16 protein-coding genes are annotated in these 20,341 nt (G+C 60.8%); 13 read left to right on the forward strand and 3 right to left on the reverse strand.

What is annotated here, in order from left to right:
- The first annotated feature begins 63 nt into the window (after positions 1-63).
- From AB3G35_RS12110 to hcnC, 3 genes are read left to right on the forward strand one after another with little or no spacing between them, the layout of a single operon-like run.
- Positions 64-381 (forward strand): (2Fe-2S)-binding protein, encoded by a 318-nt coding sequence (locus tag AB3G35_RS12110; protein WP_016780495.1) that lies wholly within the window; start codon positions 64-66, stop codon positions 379-381.
- Positions 378-1,775: a cyanide-forming glycine dehydrogenase subunit HcnB gene (hcnB, locus tag AB3G35_RS12115; RefSeq protein WP_369781502.1), complete on the forward strand. Its 1,398-nt coding sequence runs from the start codon at positions 378-380 to the stop codon at positions 1,773-1,775. The genes AB3G35_RS12110 and hcnB overlap by 4 nt, the downstream gene beginning before the upstream one ends.
- Before the next feature lies 1 nt (position 1,776).
- Positions 1,777-3,033 carry a cyanide-forming glycine dehydrogenase subunit HcnC gene (gene hcnC, locus AB3G35_RS12120; RefSeq protein ID WP_369781503.1) on the forward strand — a complete coding sequence of 419 codons (1,257 nt, stop codon included), beginning with the start codon at positions 1,777-1,779 and terminating at the stop codon, positions 3,031-3,033.
- Between the two features lie 85 nt (positions 3,034-3,118).
- Here hcnC and AB3G35_RS12125 read toward each other — a convergent pair whose 3' ends face one another.
- The gene (locus tag AB3G35_RS12125) at positions 3,119-5,551 is read right to left on the reverse strand and encodes a TonB-dependent siderophore receptor (RefSeq protein ID WP_106116184.1); all 2,433 of its coding nucleotides are present in this window, start codon (positions 5,549-5,551) and stop codon (positions 3,119-3,121) included.
- A gap of 329 nt (positions 5,552-5,880) precedes the next feature.
- Between AB3G35_RS12125 and AB3G35_RS12130 the strand changes: the two genes are divergently transcribed.
- The gene (locus AB3G35_RS12130; RefSeq protein ID WP_134050584.1) at positions 5,881-6,747 is read left to right on the forward strand and encodes a pirin family protein; all 867 of its coding nucleotides are present in this window, start codon (positions 5,881-5,883) and stop codon (positions 6,745-6,747) included.
- 111 nt (positions 6,748-6,858) lie between these two features.
- Here the strand turns inward: AB3G35_RS12130 and AB3G35_RS12135 are convergent, their stop codons facing one another.
- Together AB3G35_RS12135 and AB3G35_RS12140 are read right to left on the reverse strand one after the other, a co-directional pair.
- A complete protein-coding gene (locus tag AB3G35_RS12135; protein WP_106116186.1) occupies positions 6,859-8,040 on the reverse strand; it encodes an acetyl-CoA C-acyltransferase family protein in 1,182 nt (393 codons plus the stop codon).
- 39 nt (positions 8,041-8,079) lie between these two features.
- Positions 8,080-9,000: a LysR family transcriptional regulator gene (locus AB3G35_RS12140; RefSeq protein ID WP_083369476.1), complete on the reverse strand. Its 921-nt coding sequence runs from the start codon at positions 8,998-9,000 to the stop codon at positions 8,080-8,082.
- Between the two features lie 133 nt (positions 9,001-9,133).
- Between AB3G35_RS12140 and leuC the strand changes: the two genes are divergently transcribed.
- From leuC to AB3G35_RS12185, 9 genes are all read left to right on the forward strand, one after another.
- Positions 9,134-10,567: a 3-isopropylmalate dehydratase large subunit gene (gene leuC / locus AB3G35_RS12145; protein WP_016780500.1), complete on the forward strand. Its 1,434-nt coding sequence runs from the start codon at positions 9,134-9,136 to the stop codon at positions 10,565-10,567.
- The gene (leuD, locus tag AB3G35_RS12150) at positions 10,564-11,208 is read left to right on the forward strand and encodes a 3-isopropylmalate dehydratase small subunit (protein ID WP_016780501.1); all 645 of its coding nucleotides are present in this window, start codon (positions 10,564-10,566) and stop codon (positions 11,206-11,208) included. Before leuC ends, leuD begins: the two co-directional genes overlap by 4 nt.
- Before the next feature lie 155 nt (positions 11,209-11,363).
- On the forward strand, positions 11,364-12,131 hold the full coding sequence (locus AB3G35_RS12155) for a class I SAM-dependent methyltransferase (protein WP_016780502.1): 768 nt from the start codon (positions 11,364-11,366) through the stop codon (positions 12,129-12,131).
- A gap of 56 nt (positions 12,132-12,187) precedes the next feature.
- Positions 12,188-13,270 (forward strand): 3-isopropylmalate dehydrogenase, encoded by a 1,083-nt coding sequence (gene leuB, locus AB3G35_RS12160; RefSeq protein ID WP_169844490.1) that lies wholly within the window; start codon positions 12,188-12,190, stop codon positions 13,268-13,270.
- A 68-nt stretch (positions 13,271-13,338) separates the two neighbouring features.
- Positions 13,339-14,451: an aspartate-semialdehyde dehydrogenase gene (gene asd, locus AB3G35_RS12165; RefSeq protein WP_095028322.1), complete on the forward strand. Its 1,113-nt coding sequence runs from the start codon at positions 13,339-13,341 to the stop codon at positions 14,449-14,451.
- Between the two features lie 456 nt (positions 14,452-14,907).
- Positions 14,908-15,918 (forward strand): aspartate-semialdehyde dehydrogenase, encoded by a 1,011-nt coding sequence (locus AB3G35_RS12170; RefSeq protein ID WP_169882933.1) that lies wholly within the window; start codon positions 14,908-14,910, stop codon positions 15,916-15,918.
- Positions 15,919-15,979: 61 nt separating this feature from the next.
- Positions 15,980-18,451, forward strand: coding sequence for a FimV/HubP family polar landmark protein (locus AB3G35_RS12175; RefSeq protein WP_369781504.1), 2,472 nt, complete (start codon positions 15,980-15,982; stop codon positions 18,449-18,451).
- A gap of 189 nt (positions 18,452-18,640) precedes the next feature.
- Positions 18,641-19,465 (forward strand): tRNA pseudouridine(38-40) synthase TruA, encoded by an 825-nt coding sequence (gene truA / locus AB3G35_RS12180; protein ID WP_016780509.1) that lies wholly within the window; start codon positions 18,641-18,643, stop codon positions 19,463-19,465.
- Positions 19,466-19,521: 56 nt separating this feature from the next.
- Positions 19,522-20,145: a phosphoribosylanthranilate isomerase gene (locus tag AB3G35_RS12185; RefSeq protein WP_106116188.1), complete on the forward strand. Its 624-nt coding sequence runs from the start codon at positions 19,522-19,524 to the stop codon at positions 20,143-20,145.
- Positions 20,146-20,341: the final 196 nt, after the last annotated feature.

Raw genomic sequence — 20,341 nt, forward strand, 5'->3', positions numbered from 1 at the left:
ACCGGTCCTGGCACAAGGTGCCAGTGATTGACCGAGCGACACCCACAAAAAGGAATGACAGACATGGATGACTTGAAGCGACAGTACGATATCCAACCCTTGAAGCAGGCCGACATGTCCATTCTGGTCAATGGCCAGGCCGTCAATGCCGCGCAGGGCGAGACCGTACTCAGCGTGTTGAACTCAGTGGGCATGCGGCAATTGGCCCCCAACGATCACGGGCGCATGACGGGCGCTTATTGCGGCATGGGCGTGTGTTACTGCTGCCTGGTGAATATCGACGGCAGGCACAAGCGTCGCGCCTGCCAGACCGTGGTCAAGCCCGGCATGCAAGTCGAGACGGGTATCAACCGCGTCGCCAGCCAGGAGCTGGTGCTATGAGCGCGCGTGCGGTGATTGTCGGGGGTGGCCCGGCGGGCCTGTCGGCGGCGATAGAGCTGGCGCATCATGGCGTACAAAGCACCTTGCTTGAAGAAGCGTCGCGCCTGGGCGGTGTGGTTTACCGCGGGCCTTTGCGTGACGGTGTTGAACTCGACTACCTGGGCGAGCGCTACAAGACGGCGCTGCAAAAATTGCACGGCGAATTTTCGGCCATTGCCCACTTGGTGGATGTACGCCTCAACCATCGCGTGGTCGGCGGGCAGGGACAGCAAAGCCTGCAAGTGCTGGACGAGCATGAGCAATTGCAGCAAGTCGGTTTCGATCAACTGTTGCTGTGCGCCGGTTGCCATGAACGCAGCGTGCCGTTTCCGGGCTGGACCACGCCAGGGGTGATCATGCTGGGTGGCCTGCAATTGCAGATCAAAAGTGGCGTCGTCAAGCCCAAGGGGCCGACGTTGATCGCGGGCACCGGGCCCTTGCTGATGCTGGTGGCGTGCCAGTTACACGCGGCGGGTGTGGAAGTGGCCGGAGTGTATGAGGCGTGCGAGTTTGGCCGCATTGCCAAGCAAAGCCTGGCGCTGCTCAACCAGCCGCAGTTGTTCCTCGACGGCCTGAGCATGCTGGTTTACCTCAAGCGTCATGGCGTGGCCGTGCATTACGGCTGGGGCGTGGTGGAGGCGTTTGGGGAAGGGGAGCTGAGCGAAGTGGTCGTCGCCCCCTATTCCAGCACCTGGCAGGCCGACCTAAGCCAGGCGCAGGCGGTGAAGGCCAATACCCTGGCGGTGGGCTATGGCTTTATTCCGCGCACTCAGCTCAGCCAGCAGATGGGCCTGGAGCACGCCTACAACGTCGACGGCTACCTGGCGGCCAAAGCCGACAGCTGGCAGCAGAGCAGCCAGGCATCCATTCACCTGGCCGGCGATGTCACGGGCATGCGCGGGGGCGAGGCAGCGATGCTCACGGGGCGGATCGCCGCGTTGTCGATCCTGCTGCAGCGTGGGGTCCTGAGTGAGAAACAGGCGCTTGAACAACGCCGCGAGTACCTGTCCAGGCTCAATACCCTGATGCGCTTTCGCGGCGGGATTGATCGGTATACCCGCCGCGGCACACGCCAGATTGACCTGCCCCAGGCGGACACCGTGGTCTGCCGCTGCGAGCATGTGACCCGCGCCGATATCGACCTGGCCCTCAGCCAGGGCGTGCAGGACATGGCCGGCCTGAAAATGCGCACCCGGGTGAGCATGGGCGACTGCCAGGGGCGCATGTGTGTCGGCTATTGCAGTGACCGCCTGCGTGAGGCCACCGGGCGCCAGGATGTGGGCTGGTTGCGCCCGCGTTTTCCGCTGGAACCCGTGCCATTTTCGGCGTTTACCAATGCGTGCAAGGATGCCTGACATGATCAAGACTTATGACGTTGTCATCGCCGGTGGCGGTGTAATTGGCGCTTCCTGTGCCTATCACCTGTCCCGGCGCAAGGACCTGAAAATCGCCCTGATCGACTGCAAGCGCCCCGGCAATGCCAGCCGCGCGTCGGCAGGCGGGCTGTGGGCCATCGGCGAGTCCGTGGGGCTAGGCTGCGGGGTGATCTTTTTCCGCATGATGTCAGCCGAACGCAAGCGTGAGGCCCAGGGCTCGGCGGTGATAGTCGACGCCACCACCCCGCATATCCTGCCGGAGTGTTTTTTCGATTTCGCCCTGCAATCCAATGCCCTCTACCCCGGCCTGCACAAGGAGCTGCTGGAAAACCACGGGATGGATTTCAAGTTCGAGCGCACCGGGCTCAAGTATGTGATTTATGACGATGAAGATCGCCTGTATGCCGAGCATATTGTCGCCAATATCCCCCATCTGGCCGATGAGGTGCGCTGGCTCGACCAGGCGGCGCTGCGCGAAGCAGAGCCAAGCGTGAGCCATGATGCGCAAGGTGCGCTGGAGTTCTTGTGCGATCATCAGGTGAGCCCGTTCCGCCTGACCGATGCCTACACCGAAGGGGCTCGGCAAAATGGTGTCGATCTGTACTTCAACACCAACGTGACCGAGGTCATGCGCCAGGGCAGCAAGGTGACCGGTGTGCGCACTGACAACCAGGGCGCGTTCCACAGCACAACCCTGATCAACGCGGCGGGTGCCTGGGCGGCAGAACTCAGTGTGATGGCCACCGACCTGAGCATCCCTGTGGCACCGGTCAAGGGCCAGATTGTGCTGACCGAGCGGATGCCCAAGTTGCTCAACGGGTGCCTGACCACCAGTGATTGCTACCTGGCGCAAAAAGATAACGGTGAAATCCTGATTGGCAGCACCACCGAAGACAAGGGCTTCGACGTGACCACCACCTTCCCTGAAATCACCGGGCTGGTACAGGGGGCGATGCGCTGCATTGCCCAGCTCAAGGACGCCAACCTCAAGCGCACCTGGGCCGGGCTGCGGCCCGGTTCTCCCGATGAGTTGCCGATCCTGGGGCCGATGCAGGGGGTAGAGGGGTATCTGAATGCGTGCGGGCATTTTCGCACCGGCATCCTGACGTCGGCGATCACTGGCGTCATGCTCGATGCACTGGTGCGCCACGAGCCGCTGCCGCTGGATGTCACGCCGTTTCTGGCAGACCGCTTTGACTTGCAGCCGGTGGGGGTGAAAAAAGCCGTGGGTGCTTGATACAGGTTGCTCGCGATGGCACTGGCCTTTCGCGAGCAAGCCCGCTCCCACAGTGTCGATGCATGCCCTGTGGGAGATCTGTTGATTAAAAGGTGTACCTGGATGTCAGCATCAGGCTGCGCGGTTCGCCGTAGTAGGTGGTGTTGAAGTTGCCCAGGCCCGACAGGTACTTTTTATCGAACACGTTGTTGGCGTTGAGGTTGAACGTCAGGTGTTCGTTGTACTCGTAGCGGGTCATCAGGTTGACCAGCGCGTAGCTCTGCTGCTCGATGATGTCGTAGTCACCCTTGGCATCGTTGTAGATCTTGCCGTAGAACGGGCTCTGCCAGTTCACGCCACCCCCCACGGTAACCTTGTTCAGCACCCCCGGCAGGCGGTAGGTGGTGAACACCCGCGCCACGTCTTCGGGCTTGGTGGTTTCCAGCGGGTAGCCGTAGACACGTTCGCCATCGTCGGCGCGGGTCCGGGCGTAGGTGTAGCCGGCCATCAGGTTCCAGTCCGGCATCAGCTCACCGGCCAGCTCCAGCTCGATGCCGTTGGTGGTGGCACCATCCAGGGACTCAAAGATGCCCAGGTTGGTCTCTGCGTTGGTGCCAATCTGGATGGGTACGTTTTTCTGTTCGGTGCGAAACACCGCCGCACTGGCATTCAGACGCCCGCCGAAGTATTCAGCCTTTACCCCGAGTTCGTAGCTGTTGCCTTCAGTGGGCGCCAGCGTGGTGCCCGAGCTGCTGCGCTCGACAAGCGGCTTGTAGATCGAGGTGTAGCTGCCATAGACCGAGTAGGTATCGTTGATGTCATACACCACCCCGGCGTAGGGCGTGACCTTGCCGTGTTGCTTGGAAGTGGTCTTGTTGTCCTGGAACGAGCTGGACTGCTGGTAGTAGGTGTAGGTGCTGTTGTACTGGAAGTCGCTCAGGCGACTGCCGAGGATGATCGACCAGTCGTCTGCCGGCTTGAAGCGTGCGGCGATATAGGCGCTGTTCTGGTTCTGGTTGGTTTCGTACTTGCCGTTTTTCGGGAAGTCCGGCTGCGGATATTTGCCGTTCCAGTCAAAGATGCTCCCCGGCACCAGGCCAAACTGGGTGCCGTCAAAGGTGGCGCCGGTCTGGCGCGACGATTGTGACGTGGCGCCCACTACCAGTTCGTGTTCACGGCCGAACAGGCTGAAGGGGCCGCTGGCATTGATGTCGAAGGTGTTCTGTACGCGATGACCTTCCCATTTGCCCCAGTAGAAGAACATGCCGTCCCCCGTGACCGGATCAGGCTGGCCGCCGCTGGCCGAGGCGAGCAGGGTGTCGTGGTCGTTGGTTTGCTGGGTGAGGGTGCCTTTGACCTTCCAGTCATTGGCAAAGCGGTGTTCCAGGGAGGCGAAAGTGGACTGGATCTGCACGTCACGCCGGCTCCAGTCGGTGGCCGGGTTGAACGAACGGCTGAAGTCGGTCTTGGTGTAGTTAGAAAAGTAGTAGGGGTTGCCGGTCCAGGACGCGCCGCGCGGCTTGATGTTCTGGTAGTCCATGCCGAAGGTGAACAGGGTGTCGGGGGTGAGGTCGGCCTGGATGATGCCGTAGAACACGTCGTTTTTCTTCGAGGCGTGATCGCGGTACGAGTCAGCATCCTGATACACCGCCACCAGGCGCCCGCGCACGCTACCGTCTTCATTCAACGGCCCGGAAATATCGCCTTCAGTGCGGTAGTTGTCCCACGAGCCCGCGCTGGCCGTGACCGAGGCCTTGAACTCGCGGGTCGGCTTTTTGCGGATCAGGTTGACCGTGGCCGAGGGCTCGCCGGAGCCCGAGAGCAGGCCGGTGGCACCCTTGACGATATCGACGCGGTCATAGAGGGCCATGTCGACCTTGGTCGCGCCTTCATCGAATACCCCGTCATACAGGGTGTTGACGCCGTCGTACTGGAAGTTGGTAATGGCATAGCCGCGAGCGGAATATTCCATGCGTTCGCTGTCGTAGGCCTGGGTGGACACCCCGGGAGCATTGCGCAGCACATCGCCAATGCTCTGGGCGGCCTGATCGTCCATCAGTTGGCGGGTTACTACGGTGACGGTCTGCGGGGTTTCGCGAAGCGACAGCGGCAGTTTGGTCGAGCTGTTGCTGGCGCCGGTGGTATAGGCATGGGTGTCTTCGGTGGTCAGCAAGTCGCCCTGGCCCTGACCGGTAATGTTGGTCGCGCCCAGCTCCAGGCCTTTGCCCTGGGGCGCGTTCAAAATCACCGTATCGCCATTGAGCTGCCAGGCAATGCCGCTGCCTTGCAACAGGGACTCCAGTGCCTTGACCGGTTCCAGCGAACCGCTGACCGAACGCGACTTGATGCCCTGTACCTGATCCGGGCTGTAGAGGATTTGCAGGTTGGCCTGCTTGCCAAGTTCATTCAGCGCACTGGCCAGCGCTTGCGCCGGGATGTTCAAGGCCACTGGCGCCGCCTGTGCAATGGAAGTGGCCAGCAGCATCGAGGCCACCAGGGCGATCGAAAGAGGGGTTCGGCTCAAGTTGGGTTGTTGCATCGCGTGCCTAGGCTCCGAAGTAGGAAAAGTCTTTTTGTTAATGGGAATAGTTATTAGACGCAGCGCGATTGAGAAACCAGAAACAGGTTTCTTAAATAGTTGGTTTTCAGCTTCAGGCCGCAGTGGCTAGCCTTTGTGGGAGCGGGCTTGCTCGCGATGCGGGCGCCGCGGTTTTCCAGGTAGACAGCGTTGAGAGGATCGCGAGCAAGCCCGCTCCCACAGGGGGGCTGCATTGTTCTATTTGTGGAACAAACAGTGCCAAAAAGCCTATCTAGTCTTGTGGGTGAAGCGAATCTATAGTGGTGCTCATGGTTTACAGGAGGTGCAACATGAAAAAGATTCTGGGTGTTTATCAAGCGCCACGCCCTCATTGGGTCGGCGATGGCTTTCCGGTTCGCACGATGTTTTCCTACGACAGCATGGGCAAACACATCAGCCCATTTTTGCTGCTGGATTACGCTGGGCCAGCCGAGTTCACGCCTACTACAGAGCGTCGTGGGGTAGGCCAGCATCCGCACCGTGGTTTTGAAACGGTGACCATTGTCTACAAGGGCGAAGTCGAGCACCGCGACTCCACTGGCAACGGCGGGGTGATCGGGCCGGGTGATGTGCAGTGGATGACGGCCGCATCGGGGATCCTGCATGAGGAGTTCCATTCCGAGGCGTTTGCCCGCAGTGGCGGCCCGCTGGAGATGGTGCAGCTATGGGTCAACTTGCCTGCAAAGGACAAAATGGCTGCGCCGGGTTATCAGGGCATTGTCGACAGGGATATCCCTGACCTGGCGCTCAAGGACGATGCCGGCCGATTGCGCCTGATTGCCGGTGAATTCGACGGCCAGCGCGGCCCGGCGCGCACCTTTACCGACATCGACGTGTGGGATATCCGTCTGCACGCAGGCAAGTCGGCCACCTTCGATCTGCATCAAGGGCGCAACACGGCGCTGGTGGTGTTGCACGGTGCGGTGACGGTCAATGACCAGGACGTTGTACGTGAAGGCCAGCTGGCGCTGTTCGAGCGTGAGGGTTCGCAGATCCGCCTGCAGGCCACCGACGATGCGGTGCTGCTGATTTTGAGCGGCGAACCGATCGATGAGCCGATCGTCGGGCACGGCCCGTTTGTGATGAACACCGATGCCGAGATCCATCAGGCGTTCGTGGACTTCCAGTCGGGCAAGTTCGGCCACATGCCGGCGTAACGACGCTGTCTGTGGGAGCCGGGCTTGCCCGCGATGGCCTCGCCGCGGTTTGCCTGCCAGACCGCGGCGCCTCAATCGCGAGCAAGCCCGCTCCCACCAGCGAGTGCATTATCAAACCCGCTCGAAGATCACCGCTATGCCCTGGCCGCCACCAATGCACATGGTCGCCAGGGCGTAGCGGCCTTTGATCCGGTGCAGCTCATGGATGGCCTTGGTCGCGATGATTGCCCCCGTAGCGCCCACCGGGTGGCCCAGGGCGATGCCCGAACCGTTGGGGTTGACCTTGGCCGGGTCCATGCCCAGTTCCTGCATCACGGCGCAAGCCTGGGCGGCGAAGGCGATATTGGCTTCGATCACGTCCATATCCTCGATCTTCAACCCCGCCCGTTTCAACGCCAGCCGCGTCGCCGGTATCGGCCCCAAGCCCATCAACTCTGGCTCTACCCCCGCATGGGCGTAGGCCACCAACCGCGCCATCGGCGCAAGATTGCCCGCCTGTACCGCCGCACCAGTGGCCAGCACCAGCGCCGCCGCACCATCATTGAGCCCCGATGCATTGCCCGCGGTCACGCTGCCGTCTTTCTTGAAGGCCGGTTTCATCTGCGCCAGCTGCTCCAGGGTGGTGGCACGCGGGTGCTCATCGTGCTGGAACAACACACTGCCTTTGCGGCTGCGTACCTCGACGACGGCGATCTGGTTGTCGAAGTAACCTTGGGCGATGGCCCGGGTGGCACGCTGCTGGTCTTCAAGCGCCAGCGCATCCTGGGTCTGGCGGCTGATGTTGTTGCGCTGCGCAATGTTCTCGGCGGTGATGCCCATATGAATGCCGTGGAACGGGTCGTGCAGGATGCCCAACATGTAATCGAGCATCTGCGTATCACCCATGCGCGCGCCCCAACGGGCAGCGGGCATCAGGTACGGGCCGCGGCTCATGGCTTCGGCCCCGGCGCCAATGGCGAATTCGGCGTCGCCGAGCATCAGGGTATGGGCGGCCGAGATGATTGCCTGCAAACCCGAGCCGCACAGGCGGTTGACGTTGTAGGCCGGTGTCTCCTTGGGAATCCCGGCATTCATCGCCGCAACCCGCGCCAGATAGGCATCCTGGGGCTCGGTGGGAATAACGTTGCCCATCACCACATGGCCGATACGCTCGGGGTCGACCTGGCTGCTTTGCAGCGCGGCTTTTACCGCAGTGCTGGCCAGATCGCACAGGGGCACGTCCTTGAGCGAGCCACCAAAGGTGCCAATGGCCGTGCGCCGGGCGCTGAGGATGAAAATTTCAGAAGCGTGCATGGCGAGTCCTTATTGTTTTATCGGGCCAAATGCGCGGGATTATTTCACCCGAATAGGGGGTTGAGCGTCGTCCGTTTGTGCGGGCAGGGTATCTACCTGGCTGTCGAGCAGGGTCATAAAGGCATGGGCGGCATTGGACAGGGTGCGTTCGGTATGCAGGATATACCCCAGCTGGCGGGTCAGCTGGATACCGGGCAGGGCAATCGAGGCCACTTGCTCATCGAGCATGGTGCGCGGCAACACGCTCCAGGCCAGGCCGATGGACACCATCATCTTGATGGTCTCCAGGTAGTTGGTGCTCATCGCGATGTTGGGTGTCAGGCCCTGTGCTTCGAACAGACGATGGACGATATGGTGGGTAAAGGTATTACCGCCGGGGAACACCGCCGGGTGGCGGGCAATATCGGCCATGCTCACGGCTTTTTGCCGGGTCAGGCTGTGCTCCGGGGCCACCACGAAATCCAGCGGGTCATCCCATACAGGTACGGCGCGAATCAGTGAGTGAGGCTCAGGGGCGAGGGTGATCACCGCCAGTTCTGCACGACCGTGGAGAATTTCGTCGTAGGCCACTTCTGAATCGAGAAACTGAATATCCAGCGCGACCTTGGGGTAAGTGCGGGTGAATTCACGCAGCAACGGCGGCAGGCGGTGCAGGCCGATGTGATGGCTGGTGGCCAGGGTCAGGCGCCCGCTGACTTCGCCATTGAGATTGTTGAGCGCACGGCGGGTGTCATCCAGCACGTTGAGGATCTGGTAAGCGCGGGGCAGCAAGGCCCGGCCCGCCTCGGTCAGGCTGACTTCGCGGCCCAGGCGGTCGAACAGCCTGAGCTTGAGTTGCTGCTCGATGCTGGCGATGCGTTTGCTGATGGCCGGCTGGGTCAGGAACAGCCGTTCGGCGGCCCCGGAAAAGCTGCCGGTTTCGGCAATGGCGATAAACGCGTTGAGATTCGCGAGATCCATCTATTCGAATTCCTGTTGGTTATCCAAAGCATAAAAATTATGAATTTGAGTTATTCACTGTAACCCCATAGGATCGACCTCACAAGCCAAGTGGTTATTGGCACAGAAAAGAAGCTGATGAGGAAACCGTCTGATGGCCGGCAAAACGCTCTACGACAAGCTCTGGGATTCGCATTTGGTCAAGCAGCGCGACGATGGCTCGGCGCTGATCTACATCGACCGTCACATCATCCACGAAGTGACGTCGCCGCAAGCCTTTGAAGGCCTGCGACTGGCCGGGCGCAAGCCTTGGCGCATCGATGCCAACATCGCGACCCCGGACCACAACGTACCGACCACGCCGGAGCGCAAGGGCGGAATCGAAGCGATTGCCGACCAGGTTTCCCGTCTGCAGGTGCAAACCCTCGACGACAACTGTGACGAATACGGCATCACCGAATTCAAGATGAATGACGTGCGCCAGGGCATCGTTCACGTGATTGGCCCGGAGCAGGGCGCCACCTTGCCGGGCATGACCGTGGTCTGCGGCGACTCGCACACCTCGACCCACGGCGCCTTCGGTGCACTGGCCCACGGCATCGGCACTTCCGAGGTCGAGCATGTGCTCGCCACCCAGTGCCTCGTCGCGAAAAAAATGAAGAACATGCTGGTCTCGGTCGAGGGGCAATTGCCGTTCGGCGTGACCGCCAAGGACATCGTGCTGGCCGTGATCGGCAAGATCGGCACTGCGGGCGGCAATGGCCACGCCATCGAATTCGCCGGCAGCGCGATTCGCGACCTGTCGGTTGAAGGCCGCATGACCATCTGCAACATGTCCATCGAAGCCGGTGCCCGTGTAGGCCTGGTGGCTGCGGACCAGAAGACGGTCGATTATGTGAAGGGCCGTCCGTTCTCGCCGAAAGGTGTTGAATGGGACCTGGCGGTAGAAGCCTGGAAAGACCTGGTGTCCGATGCCGATGCCAAATTTGACACCGTGGTTGAACTCGACGCCGCGCAGATCAAGCCGCAAGTCAGCTGGGGCACCTCGCCCGAGATGGTCCTGGCCGTTGACCAGAACGTGCCGGACCCGGCTCAGGAAGCCGATCTGGTCAAGCGTGGCTCGATTGAACGTGCGTTGAAGTACATGGGGTTGACCGCCAATCAGGCGATCACCGATATCCAGCTCGATCGCGTGTTTATCGGTTCGTGCACCAACTCACGGATCGAAGACTTGCGCGCTGCGGCCGTGATTGCCAAGGGCCGCAAAGTGGCATCCACCATCAAGCAGGCGATCGTGGTACCGGGTTCGGGGCTGGTCAAGGCACAGGCTGAAGCAGAAGGCCTGGACAAGATTTTCCTGGAGGCGGGTTTTGAATGGCGTGAGCCGGGTTGCTCGATGTGCCTGGCGATGAACCCTGACCGCCTGGAGTCTGGCGAGCATTGTGCATCCACCTCTAACCGTAACTTCGAAGGCCGTCAGGGCGCCGGTGGCCGTACCCACCTGGTGAGCCCGGCAATGGCCGCCGCCGCCGCTGTAAATGGTCGTTTTATCGACGTCCGCGAATTGATCGAAGGGAGCGCAGCATGAAGGCTTTTACTCAGCACACCGGTCTGGTTGCGCCGTTGGATCGTGCCAACGTCGACACCGACCAGATCATTCCCAAGCAGTTCTTGAAGTCGATCAAGCGCACCGGCTTTGGCCCGAACCTGTTTGATGAATGGCGCTACCTGGATGTGGGGCAGCCGTACCAGGACAACTCCAAACGCCCGCTGAACAAGGATTTCGTGCTCAACGCCGAGCGCTACCAGGGCGCCAGTGTATTGCTGGCCCGGGAAAACTTCGGTTGCGGCTCCAGCCGCGAGCACGCGCCGTGGGCGCTGGAAGAGTACGGCTTTCGCAGCATCATCGCGCCGAGCTACGCCGACATCTTCTTCAACAACAGCTTCAAGAACGGCCTGTTGCCGATCATCCTGAGCGACGCTGAAGTGGATGAGTTGTTTGCTCAGGTTGAAGCCGAGCCGGGTTACCAGCTCAAAATCGACCTTGAGGCGCAAACCGTGACCCGCCCGGATGGCAAGGTGTTGAGCTTCGAGATTGATGCGTTCCGCAAGCATTGCCTGCTCAACGGCCTGGACGATATCGGCCTGACCTTGCAGGACGGTGATGCGATTGCCGCGTTCGAGAGCAAGCACCGCGCAAGCCAGCCGTGGTTGTTTCGCGACGCTTGATCGAAGAACTGTGGGAGCGGGCTTGCTCGCGATGGCATCACCTCGATTAGCCAGATGCACCGAGTTGTCTGTATCGCGAGCAAGCCCGCTCCCACAGTGGTAATGCGTTCCCCTGTGGAAGCTGCATCTATCTTGAGCATTAAAAGGAATTTTTCATGACCAGCACCGCCCGGCACAACCAGGTTGTACAAAAGCAATTCGGTGAGCAGGCCTCGGCTTATCTGAGCAGCGCCGTGCATGCGCAAGGTGCCGAATTCGCTTTGCTGCAGGCCGAACTGGCGGGCAAGTCGCAGGCGCGGGTGCTGGACCTGGGTTGCGGTGCCGGCCATGTGAGCTTTCATGTAGCAGGGCTGGTCAAGGATGTGGTGGCCTACGACTTGTCGCAGCAAATGCTCGATGTAGTCAGTGCTGCCGCAACCGCTCGCGAACTGGGCAATATCAGCACCGTTTGCGGCGCGGCAGAACGCTTGCCGTTTGCCGACGGCGAATTCGACTATGTGCTCAGCCGTTACTCGGCGCACCACTGGAGTGATCTGGGCGTGGCTCTGCGCGAAGTGCGCCGGGTGCTCAAACCAGGCGGCGTGGCGGCGTTTATCGATGTGATCTCACCCGGTAGCCCGTTGTTCGACACCTATCTGCAAAGTGTCGAGGTGCTGCGTGACACCAGCCATGTGCGTGACTATTCAACCGCCGAGTGGCTGCGTCAGGTCAGTGAAGCCGGTTTGCATACCCGTAGCACACAGCGTCAGCGTTTGCGTTTAGAGTTCAGCTCCTGGATCGAGCGCATGCGTACGCCACAGGTCATGAGCGCGGCCATCCGCCAGTTGCAGCAGTCGATGGGCGCCGAAGTACGCGATTATTTTGAAATTGAAGCCGATGGCACGTTCAGCACCGATGTGCTGGTGCTGTGGGCCGAGAAGTAACCTGAATATTTCCGGGTGCGCCTGCGGGGGCATCAACAGACAAGAAAGAGGAACCCATGAGCAAGCAGATTCTGATTCTCCCAGGCGACGGTATCGGTCCGGAAATCATGGCCGAAGCGGTCAAGGTGCTGGAGCTGGCCAGTGACAAGTTCAACCTGGGCTTCGAGCTGACCCACGACCTGATCGGCGGCGCAGCCATCGACCAGCATGGCGTGCCGCTGGCCGACGAAACCCTGGAGCGCGCCCGTGCGGCCGACGCTGTGTTGCTGGGCGCCGTGGGTGGCCCGAAATGGGACAAGATCGAGCGCGACATTCGCCCCGAGCGCGGCCTGCTGAAAATCCGTGCGCAACTGGGCCTGTTCGGCAACTTGCGCCCGGCGATCCTGTATCCGCAACTGGCTGATGCATCGAGCCTCAAGCCGGAAATCGTTGCGGGCCTGGATATCCTGATTGTTCGTGAGCTGACCGGTGGCATCTACTTTGGCGCCCCGCGCGGCACCCGTGAGCTGGAAAACGGCGAGCGTCAGGCCTATGACACCCTGCCGTACAGCGAAAGCGAAATCCGTCGTATTGCCCGCGTCGGTTTCGACATGGCCCGTGTACGTGGCAAAAAGCTGTGTTCGGTGGACAAGGCCAACGTATTGGCTTCCAGCCAGCTGTGGCGCGAAGTGGTCGAACAAGTGGCCAAGGATTACCCGGACGTCGAACTGAGCCACATGTACGTCGACAACGCCGCGATGCAACTGGTGCGCGCACCCAAGCAATTTGACGTGATCGTGACCGAGAACATGTTCGGCGATATCCTGTCCGACCAGGCGTCGATGCTCACCGGGTCTATCGGCATGCTGCCTTCGGCGTCCCTGGACACCAACAACAAGGGCATGTACGAGCCTTGCCACGGTTCAGCGCCAGATATCGCGGGGCAGGGCATTGCCAACCCGCTGGCGACCATTTTGTCGGTGTCGATGATGCTGCGTTACAGCTTCAATCAGACCGCCGCTGCCGATGCCATCGAACAGGCCGTCAGCCTGGTTCTGGACCAGGGTTTGCGTACCGGTGACATCTGGTCGGCGGGTTGCACCAGGGTCGGTACACAGGAAATGGGCAATGCAGTAGTCGCGGCGCTGCAGAATCTGTAATCTCTCGGGCCCGTTACTTCCTGTTGGTGGAAGTAACGACCCCACTTTTTGTTAAAGGTGTAGTTGCGATGAAACGTGTAGGTCTGGTCGGTTGGCGCGGTATGGTTGGTTCCGTGCTCATGCAGCGGATGCTGGAAGAGCAGGATTTCGATCTGATCGAGCCGGTGTTTTTCACGACTTCCAATGTCGGTGGACAAGGTCCGTCCGTGGGCAAGGATATTGCTCCGCTCAAGGATGCTTACAACATTGAAGAGCTGAAAACCCTCGATGTAATCCTGACCTGCCAGGGCGGCGACTACACCAGCGAGGTTTTTCCCAAGCTGCGTGAGGCGGGCTGGCAAGGTTACTGGATCGATGCGGCGTCGACCCTGCGCATGCAGGATGATGCGGTCATTATTCTGGATCCGGTCAACCGCAAGGTTATCGACCAGCAGCTGGATGCCGGCACCAAGAACTATATTGGCGGCAACTGCACCGTCAGCCTGATGCTGATGGGCCTGGGTGGCCTGTTTGAAGCGGGTCTGGTGGAGTGGATGAGCGCCATGACCTACCAGGCGGCCTCGGGCGCCGGTGCGCAGAACATGCGTGAGCTGATCAAGCAGATGGGTGCTACCCATGCTGCGGTCGCCGATCAACTGGCCGACCCGGCCAGCGCGATTCTGGATATCGACCGTCGTGTGGCCGAAGCCATGCGCAGCGATGCCTATCCGACTGAAAACTTCGGCGTGCCATTGGCCGGCAGCTTGATCCCGTGGATCGACAAGGAGCTGCCAAACGGTCAAAGCCGCGAAGAGTGGAAGGCGCAGGCCGAAACCAACAAGATCCTGGGTCGCTTCAAGAACCCGGTCCCGGTGGACGGTATCTGCGTGCGTATCGGTGCGATGCGTTGCCACAGTCAGGCCTTGACCATCAAGCTGAACAAGGACGTGCCGATTGCGGATATCGAAGCCCTGATCAGCCAGCATAACCCTTGGGTCAAGCTGGTACCGAACCAGCGTGAAGCGAGCATCCAGGAACTGAGCCCGACCAAGGTGACAGGTACCCTGAATGTGCCGGTAGGGCGCCTGCGCAAGTTGAACATGGGTTCGCAGTTCCTCGGTGCATTCACCGTGGGCGACCAGTTGCTGTGGGGTGCGGCCGAGCCGTTGCGCCGCATGCTGCGGATCTTGCTGGAGCGCTGATTCGCTCCCGGCAGGCTAAAGCCCGCATCCCGCAAGGGACGCGGGCTTTTTATTGGCCGGGCTTGCCCGCGATGGTATCGAAGCGGTCTACCTGAACGAACCGCGCCGCCTGCATCGCAGGCAAGCCAGCTCCCACAGGCAGTGCTGAGCCACATTAAGCGGCGGCATGCAGGATCATTGTGGGAGCGGGCTTGCCCGCGATGACAACGACGCGGTCTGCCTGAACGGACTGCATCGCCTGCATCGCAGGCAAGCCAGCTCCCACAGGTAGTGCTGTGCCACATTAAACGGCGGCATGCAGGATCATTGTGGGAGCGGGCTTGCCCGCGATGGCAGCGACGCGGTCTGCCTGAACAGACTGCGCCGACCTGGCAGGATCAAATCGGCCGGGCGCGTTGCCTGTCGCGGTTGTGCCGGGTAAAGTGCCGCTCCCCACGTTTCGCCTGAGGTAGACACATGAACCAGTCCTTTGATATCGCCGTCGTCGGCGCCACCGGCACTGTCGGCGAAACCATCGTACAAATGCTTGAAGAGCGTGATTTTCCGGTAGGCAAGTTGCACCTGCTGGCCAGCAGTGAGTCTGACGGGCACTCAGTGCCTTTTCGCGGTAAAAACGTCAGGGTGCGCGATGTCGATGCATTCGATTTCAGCAGCGTGCAACTGGCCTTCTTCGCCGCAGGCCCTGCGGTTACCCTGAGCTTTGCCGCCAAGGCCAGTGCAGCCGGTTGCATGGTGATCGACCTGTCTGGCGCATTGCCTTCAGCACAAGCGCCGCATGTAGTGCCTGAAGCCAACGCCCAGGTGCTCGACAGTTTGAAAAAACCGCTGCAGGTCAGCAGCCCGAGCCCTTCTGCGACCGCTCTGGCCGTGGTGTTGACGCCCTTGCGTGGATTGATGGACATCCAGCGGGTGAACGTCACCGCCTGTATGGCGGTCTCGACTCAAGGCCGTGAAGCGGTCTCGGAACTGGCGCGCCAAACCACTGCACTGTTGAATCTGCACCCGCTGGAAACCAGCTTCTTTGATCGTCAGATGGCGTTCAATGTGCTGGCCCAGGTTGGCAAGCCGGACGCTCAGGGGCATGTACCCCTGGAAAAACGTTTGGTTCATGAGCTGCGCGAAGTGCTGGGTATGCCTACGCTGAAGGTGTCGGCCAGCAGTGTGCAAGTGCCGGTGTTTTTTGGCGACAGCTTCAGCGTGTCGTTGCAACTGGCCGGGCCGGTGGATCTGGAGGCGGTCAATGCTGCGCTGGAAGCGGGCGCCGGGATCGAGCTGGTCGACGCGGATGATTACCCGACCGCCGTGGGCGATGCCGTAGGCCAGGACGTCGTGTATGTCGGCCGGGTGCGCCACGGTGTGGACGACACCACGGAACTTAATCTGTGGTTGACGTCAGATAATGTGCGCAAGGGTGGCGCACTCAATGCCGTGCAGTTGGCTGAGTTGTTGATAAAAGACCAGCTGTAAAAGATACTTGGCTGCTATACAGGTCTCGTAGGACGAGGTCTGTACCAATAAGGAAGAGGCTATGGTTCAGGTTCGCAAATTGGTGTTGGCAATCGCTGCCGCTTCGGCGCTGTCATCCGGCATGGCACATGCGCTTGAGCTCGGGGAGCTGACGCTCAAGTCGACTCAGAACCAGCCGCTGCTGGCAGAAATCGAGCTGCTTGATGTCAAGGATCTGACTGCCGCGCAAGTGGTGCCAAGCCTGGCCCCCGAGCAGGAATTCAGCAAGGCCGGGGTGCCGCGCCCAGCCTATCTGGAGGATCTGCGTTTCACGCCGGTGATCAATGCCGACGGCAAGAGCGTGTTGCGTGTCACGTCCAGCCAGCCGCTGTCCGAACCTTTCGTAAAATTCCTGGTGCAGGTGATGTGGCCCAACGGCCGCTTGATGCGCGACTACAGCGTGTTGTTCGATCCGGCCAAGTTCTCGCCGCAAACGGCTGCCGCAGCATCGGCCTCGACTCCTGGTGCCACAGAACCTGCGCAATACACTACTACCGCTCGTGACACCCTGTGGGAAATTGCTGCCAAGGCGCGCAATGGTGGCTCGGTACAGCAGACCATGCTGGCCATTCAGGCACTAAACCCTGATGCCTTTATCAACGGCAATATCAACCGCCTTAAAACCGGTCAGGTGCTGCGCTTGCCCAGCGCCGAGCAAAGTGTGCAATTGCCTCAGGCCAAGGCGATCAACGAGGTCGCGGCGCAAAACGCCGACTGGCGCAATGGCCGGCGAACCGTACCGCTGGCGCAGCAGTTGGATGCCACCGGGCGCAAGCCCGTGCCGATCCCGGCTGCCAAAACCGTGCATGCGGATGCCCTGAGTCTGGTTTCAGGCCAGGCAGGCAAGGGCGCTGCCGGTGATGCGAAGCGTTTGAGCGACAAGCTGGCGATGACTCAGGAAGGGCTGGACTCCAGCCGCCGTGAAAATGCCGAGCTGCAAAGCCGGATGCAGGATTTGCAAAGCCAGTTGGACAAGTTGCAACGCTTGATTCAATTGAAGAACGATCAGTTGGCCAGGCTGGAGGCCGACAAAGGCACGCCTGTTGACCCGACCATTGCGATGCCGGCACAGCTTGCGGCACCGGCAGAAGACGCCCCTGAAGCCGATATTGCTCCTGCCAGCGAAGGTGCGCCTGCTACGGCAGTGGCGCCAAGCCCGGTTGAAAACGCGGCAGCGCCCGGCAACGAGCGCAAGCTCCAGGACTTGCTGGGCAGTCCGCTGCTGCTGGGCCTGATCGGCGGCGGGGCGATCTTGCTGTTGTTGCTGCTATTGCTGCTTGTGCGCCGTCGCAATGCCTTGCAAGAAGCACAGAAGCACGCGCGGATGGCACGCGAACTTGAGCATGAAACCGAGTTTTCGGCTGATCTGGACATGCCGCAGAGCAGTTTCGAAGGGCTTGAAACACCCTCGCGCAGCGTCAAGCTTGACTCGGCACCGGCACCGGCACCGGCACCGGCACCGGCACCGGCACCGGCACCGGCACCGGCACCGGCACCGGCACCGGCACCGGCACCGGCACCGGCACCGGCACCAGCACCAGCACCAGCACCAGCACCGGCACCTGTGGTTGAGACCGTGGCGCCTGTGGTTGCTGCCGTCTCCCTGGCCAAGCCTGCTGCAGATGTGCTGGACGAGGCTGAGCGATTGATCGGCCAGCGCCAACTGAGCCAGGCCGAAGCACTGCTCAAGGCGGCAATCGAGCAGGAGCCGCAGCGCAGCGATCTTCGTTTGAAGCTGATGCAGGTTTACGGCGAGCAAGGCGCGCGCGAAGACTTTGTTGCCCAGGAGCGGCAACTGGTTGCCAATGGCAAGAATCACGCCCAGGTCGAGCAGCTTAAGCAGCGTTACCCGGGCATGGTGGCGGCTGCAGCGGCGGGCATCGCCACGGCGGCAGTTGCCACCCAGCTACAGGCGCAGTTTGTCCAGGACATGATGCGTGACGATCGCAAGGTCGAGGCTGAACCTGAACTGATTCCGCCAGTCGAAGCGTTTGATCACGACTTTGACCTGAGCCTTGATGAGCTCGAAGCTGCTTCGCCCGCCGTGCTGGCGACCGAGCCGAGCCCCGACAAACCGGCGGCCGACAGCTTTGAAGCGGTTCTCGAGCAACAGGCCCAGGCGGCGCAAGAGCAAGCGTCGAACCCTGATCTGGAGCTGCCATCGGACTTCGATTTGTCCCTGGCACCCGAGAGTGAACCGCCCGTAGCACAGCCAGACAGCTTTTCCCTGGAGCTGGACAAGGTCAATGCCGAGTTGCATCGTCTGTCACAAAGCCTTGAGCAGTCATCGCTGGAGCAGCCCTTTGCCGATGATGAGCCGGAGTTCGACTTCCTGTCGGGCGCCGATGAGACCGCCACCAAACTCGATCTGGCCCAGGCCTATATCGATATGGGTGACGACGAGGGTGCGCGGGATATTCTTACCGAAGTCATGGAAGAGGGTAATCCACAGCAACAGGCTGAAGCCCTGGAAATGATGGCGCGCCTGACCTGAGGTGTAGCCGCAGCCTCGCTACGCTCGTCAGCGGCTACAAGGTCTGAGGGAAGCTAGTATCCAAAGGTTTTGCGCGCCTCAGCGTGAAATGTTTCATGGCGTCTTGCCGGGTGCGCCTTATAATGGCCGCCTTTGCGTTATTGAGCAGGCTGCAAGTCCTTGGCAAATATAGATAACCCGGCCGCTGAAATGGCCGCGGAAGGTTTTTACCGAATCGCCCTTGGCGTGGAATACAAAGGTTCGCGCTACAGCGGCTGGCAGCGCCAGGCCAATGGAGTGCTGACCGTCCAGGAAACCCTGGAAAACGCCTTGTCCAAAGTGGCCGCTTCGCCGGTTTCATTGATGTGCGCCGGACGTACCGATGCCGGTGTGCACGCCTGCGGGCAGGTGGTGCATTTTGACACCCAGGCCGAGCGCTCACTGAAAGCCTGGGTCATGGGCGCCAATATCAATTTGCCCCATGACATCAGCGTAACCTGGGCTCAGGTCATGCCTGCGCATTTTCACGCGCGCTTCAAGGCCATCGCCAGGCGCTACCGCTATGTGATCTACAACGACCAGATCCGGCCTGCGCACCTGAATCAGGAAATCACCTGGAACCACCGCCCGCTGGACGTCGAGCGTATGGCCGAGGCGGCCCGCTACCTGTTGGGTGTGCACGACTTCAGCGCCTTTCGCGCCGGCCAGTGCCAGGCCAAATCGCCGATCAAGGAAATGCACCATCTGCGCGTAACCCGTCACGGCAACATGATCGTGCTGGATATTCGTGCCAGTGCCTTTCTCCACCATATGGTGCGCAATATCGCCGGCGTGCTGATGACCATCGGCACGGGCGAGCGCCCGGTGGAGTGGATCAAGGAAGTGCTGGAGAGTCGCGAACGCCGCTCCGGTGGTGTCACGGCCCACCCTTACGGGCTGTATCTGGTGCAAGTTGAATACCGCGATGAGTTCCAATTACCGCAACGTTACATTGGTCCACATTTCTTGACCGGTTTTAGCGGCCTGGACGGCTGACGTCCGGATAAGCATTTGTTACCATCCGGGGCTTTCGCGTCCGGGGTGTTATCGAGATGTCCGTTGTTCGCAGCAAGATCTGCGGTATTACCCGCATAGAAGATGCACTGGCTGCGGTCGAGGCCGGTGCTGATGCCATAGGCTTCGTGTTCTACGCCAAAAGCCCGCGGGCAGTCACGGCATTGCAGGCCCGGGCCATCATTGCTTCATTGCCGCCGTTCGTGACCACGGTGGGGTTGTTCGTCAACGCCAGTGCCTGTGAATTGAACGAAACCCTGGATGCCGTGCCGCTGGACCTGTTGCAGTTCCATGGTGATGAAACCCCGGAACAGTGCGAAGGCTATCACCGTCCTTATATCAAGGCCCTGCGGGTCAAGGCTGGTGATGACATCGCCGGCGCCTGCAAGGCGTATGCAGGGGCCAGCGGTATTTTGCTCGATGCCTATGTTGAAGGTGTGCCGGGCGGAACTGGTCAGGCATTTGACTGGTCTTTGATACCACAGGATCTGAGCAAGCCGATTATCCTGGCCGGTGGCCTGACGGTCGACAACGTCGCTGATGCCATCGCCCGGGTAAGGCCCTATGCCGTGGATGTCAGTGGCGGGGTGGAAAAGAGCAAGGGCATCAAGGATCACGACAGGATTCGTGCCTTTATGCAGGCCGTGCGCACAACAAACTGATGCCGATGTGACGGCTGGCACTCTGCCGCCGTCCATCAATACCGTTCTGCGAAGCAGACGGGCCCGGTGAGAAGACGGGCAGAAATTAAAGTGGCGGCCGCTCTGGTGCGTGCTGTCGGGAAGGCTGAGGGTTGCAGGGTGTTTGCTGGTTTGCCGAGTGCGGACCGCGGCCCCGGCAATCATCGCCACACACCTG

This window comes from Pseudomonas sp. WC2401, from assembly GCF_041200115.1.
Taxonomy (GTDB): Bacteria; Pseudomonadota; Gammaproteobacteria; order Pseudomonadales; family Pseudomonadaceae; genus Aquipseudomonas; species Aquipseudomonas fragi.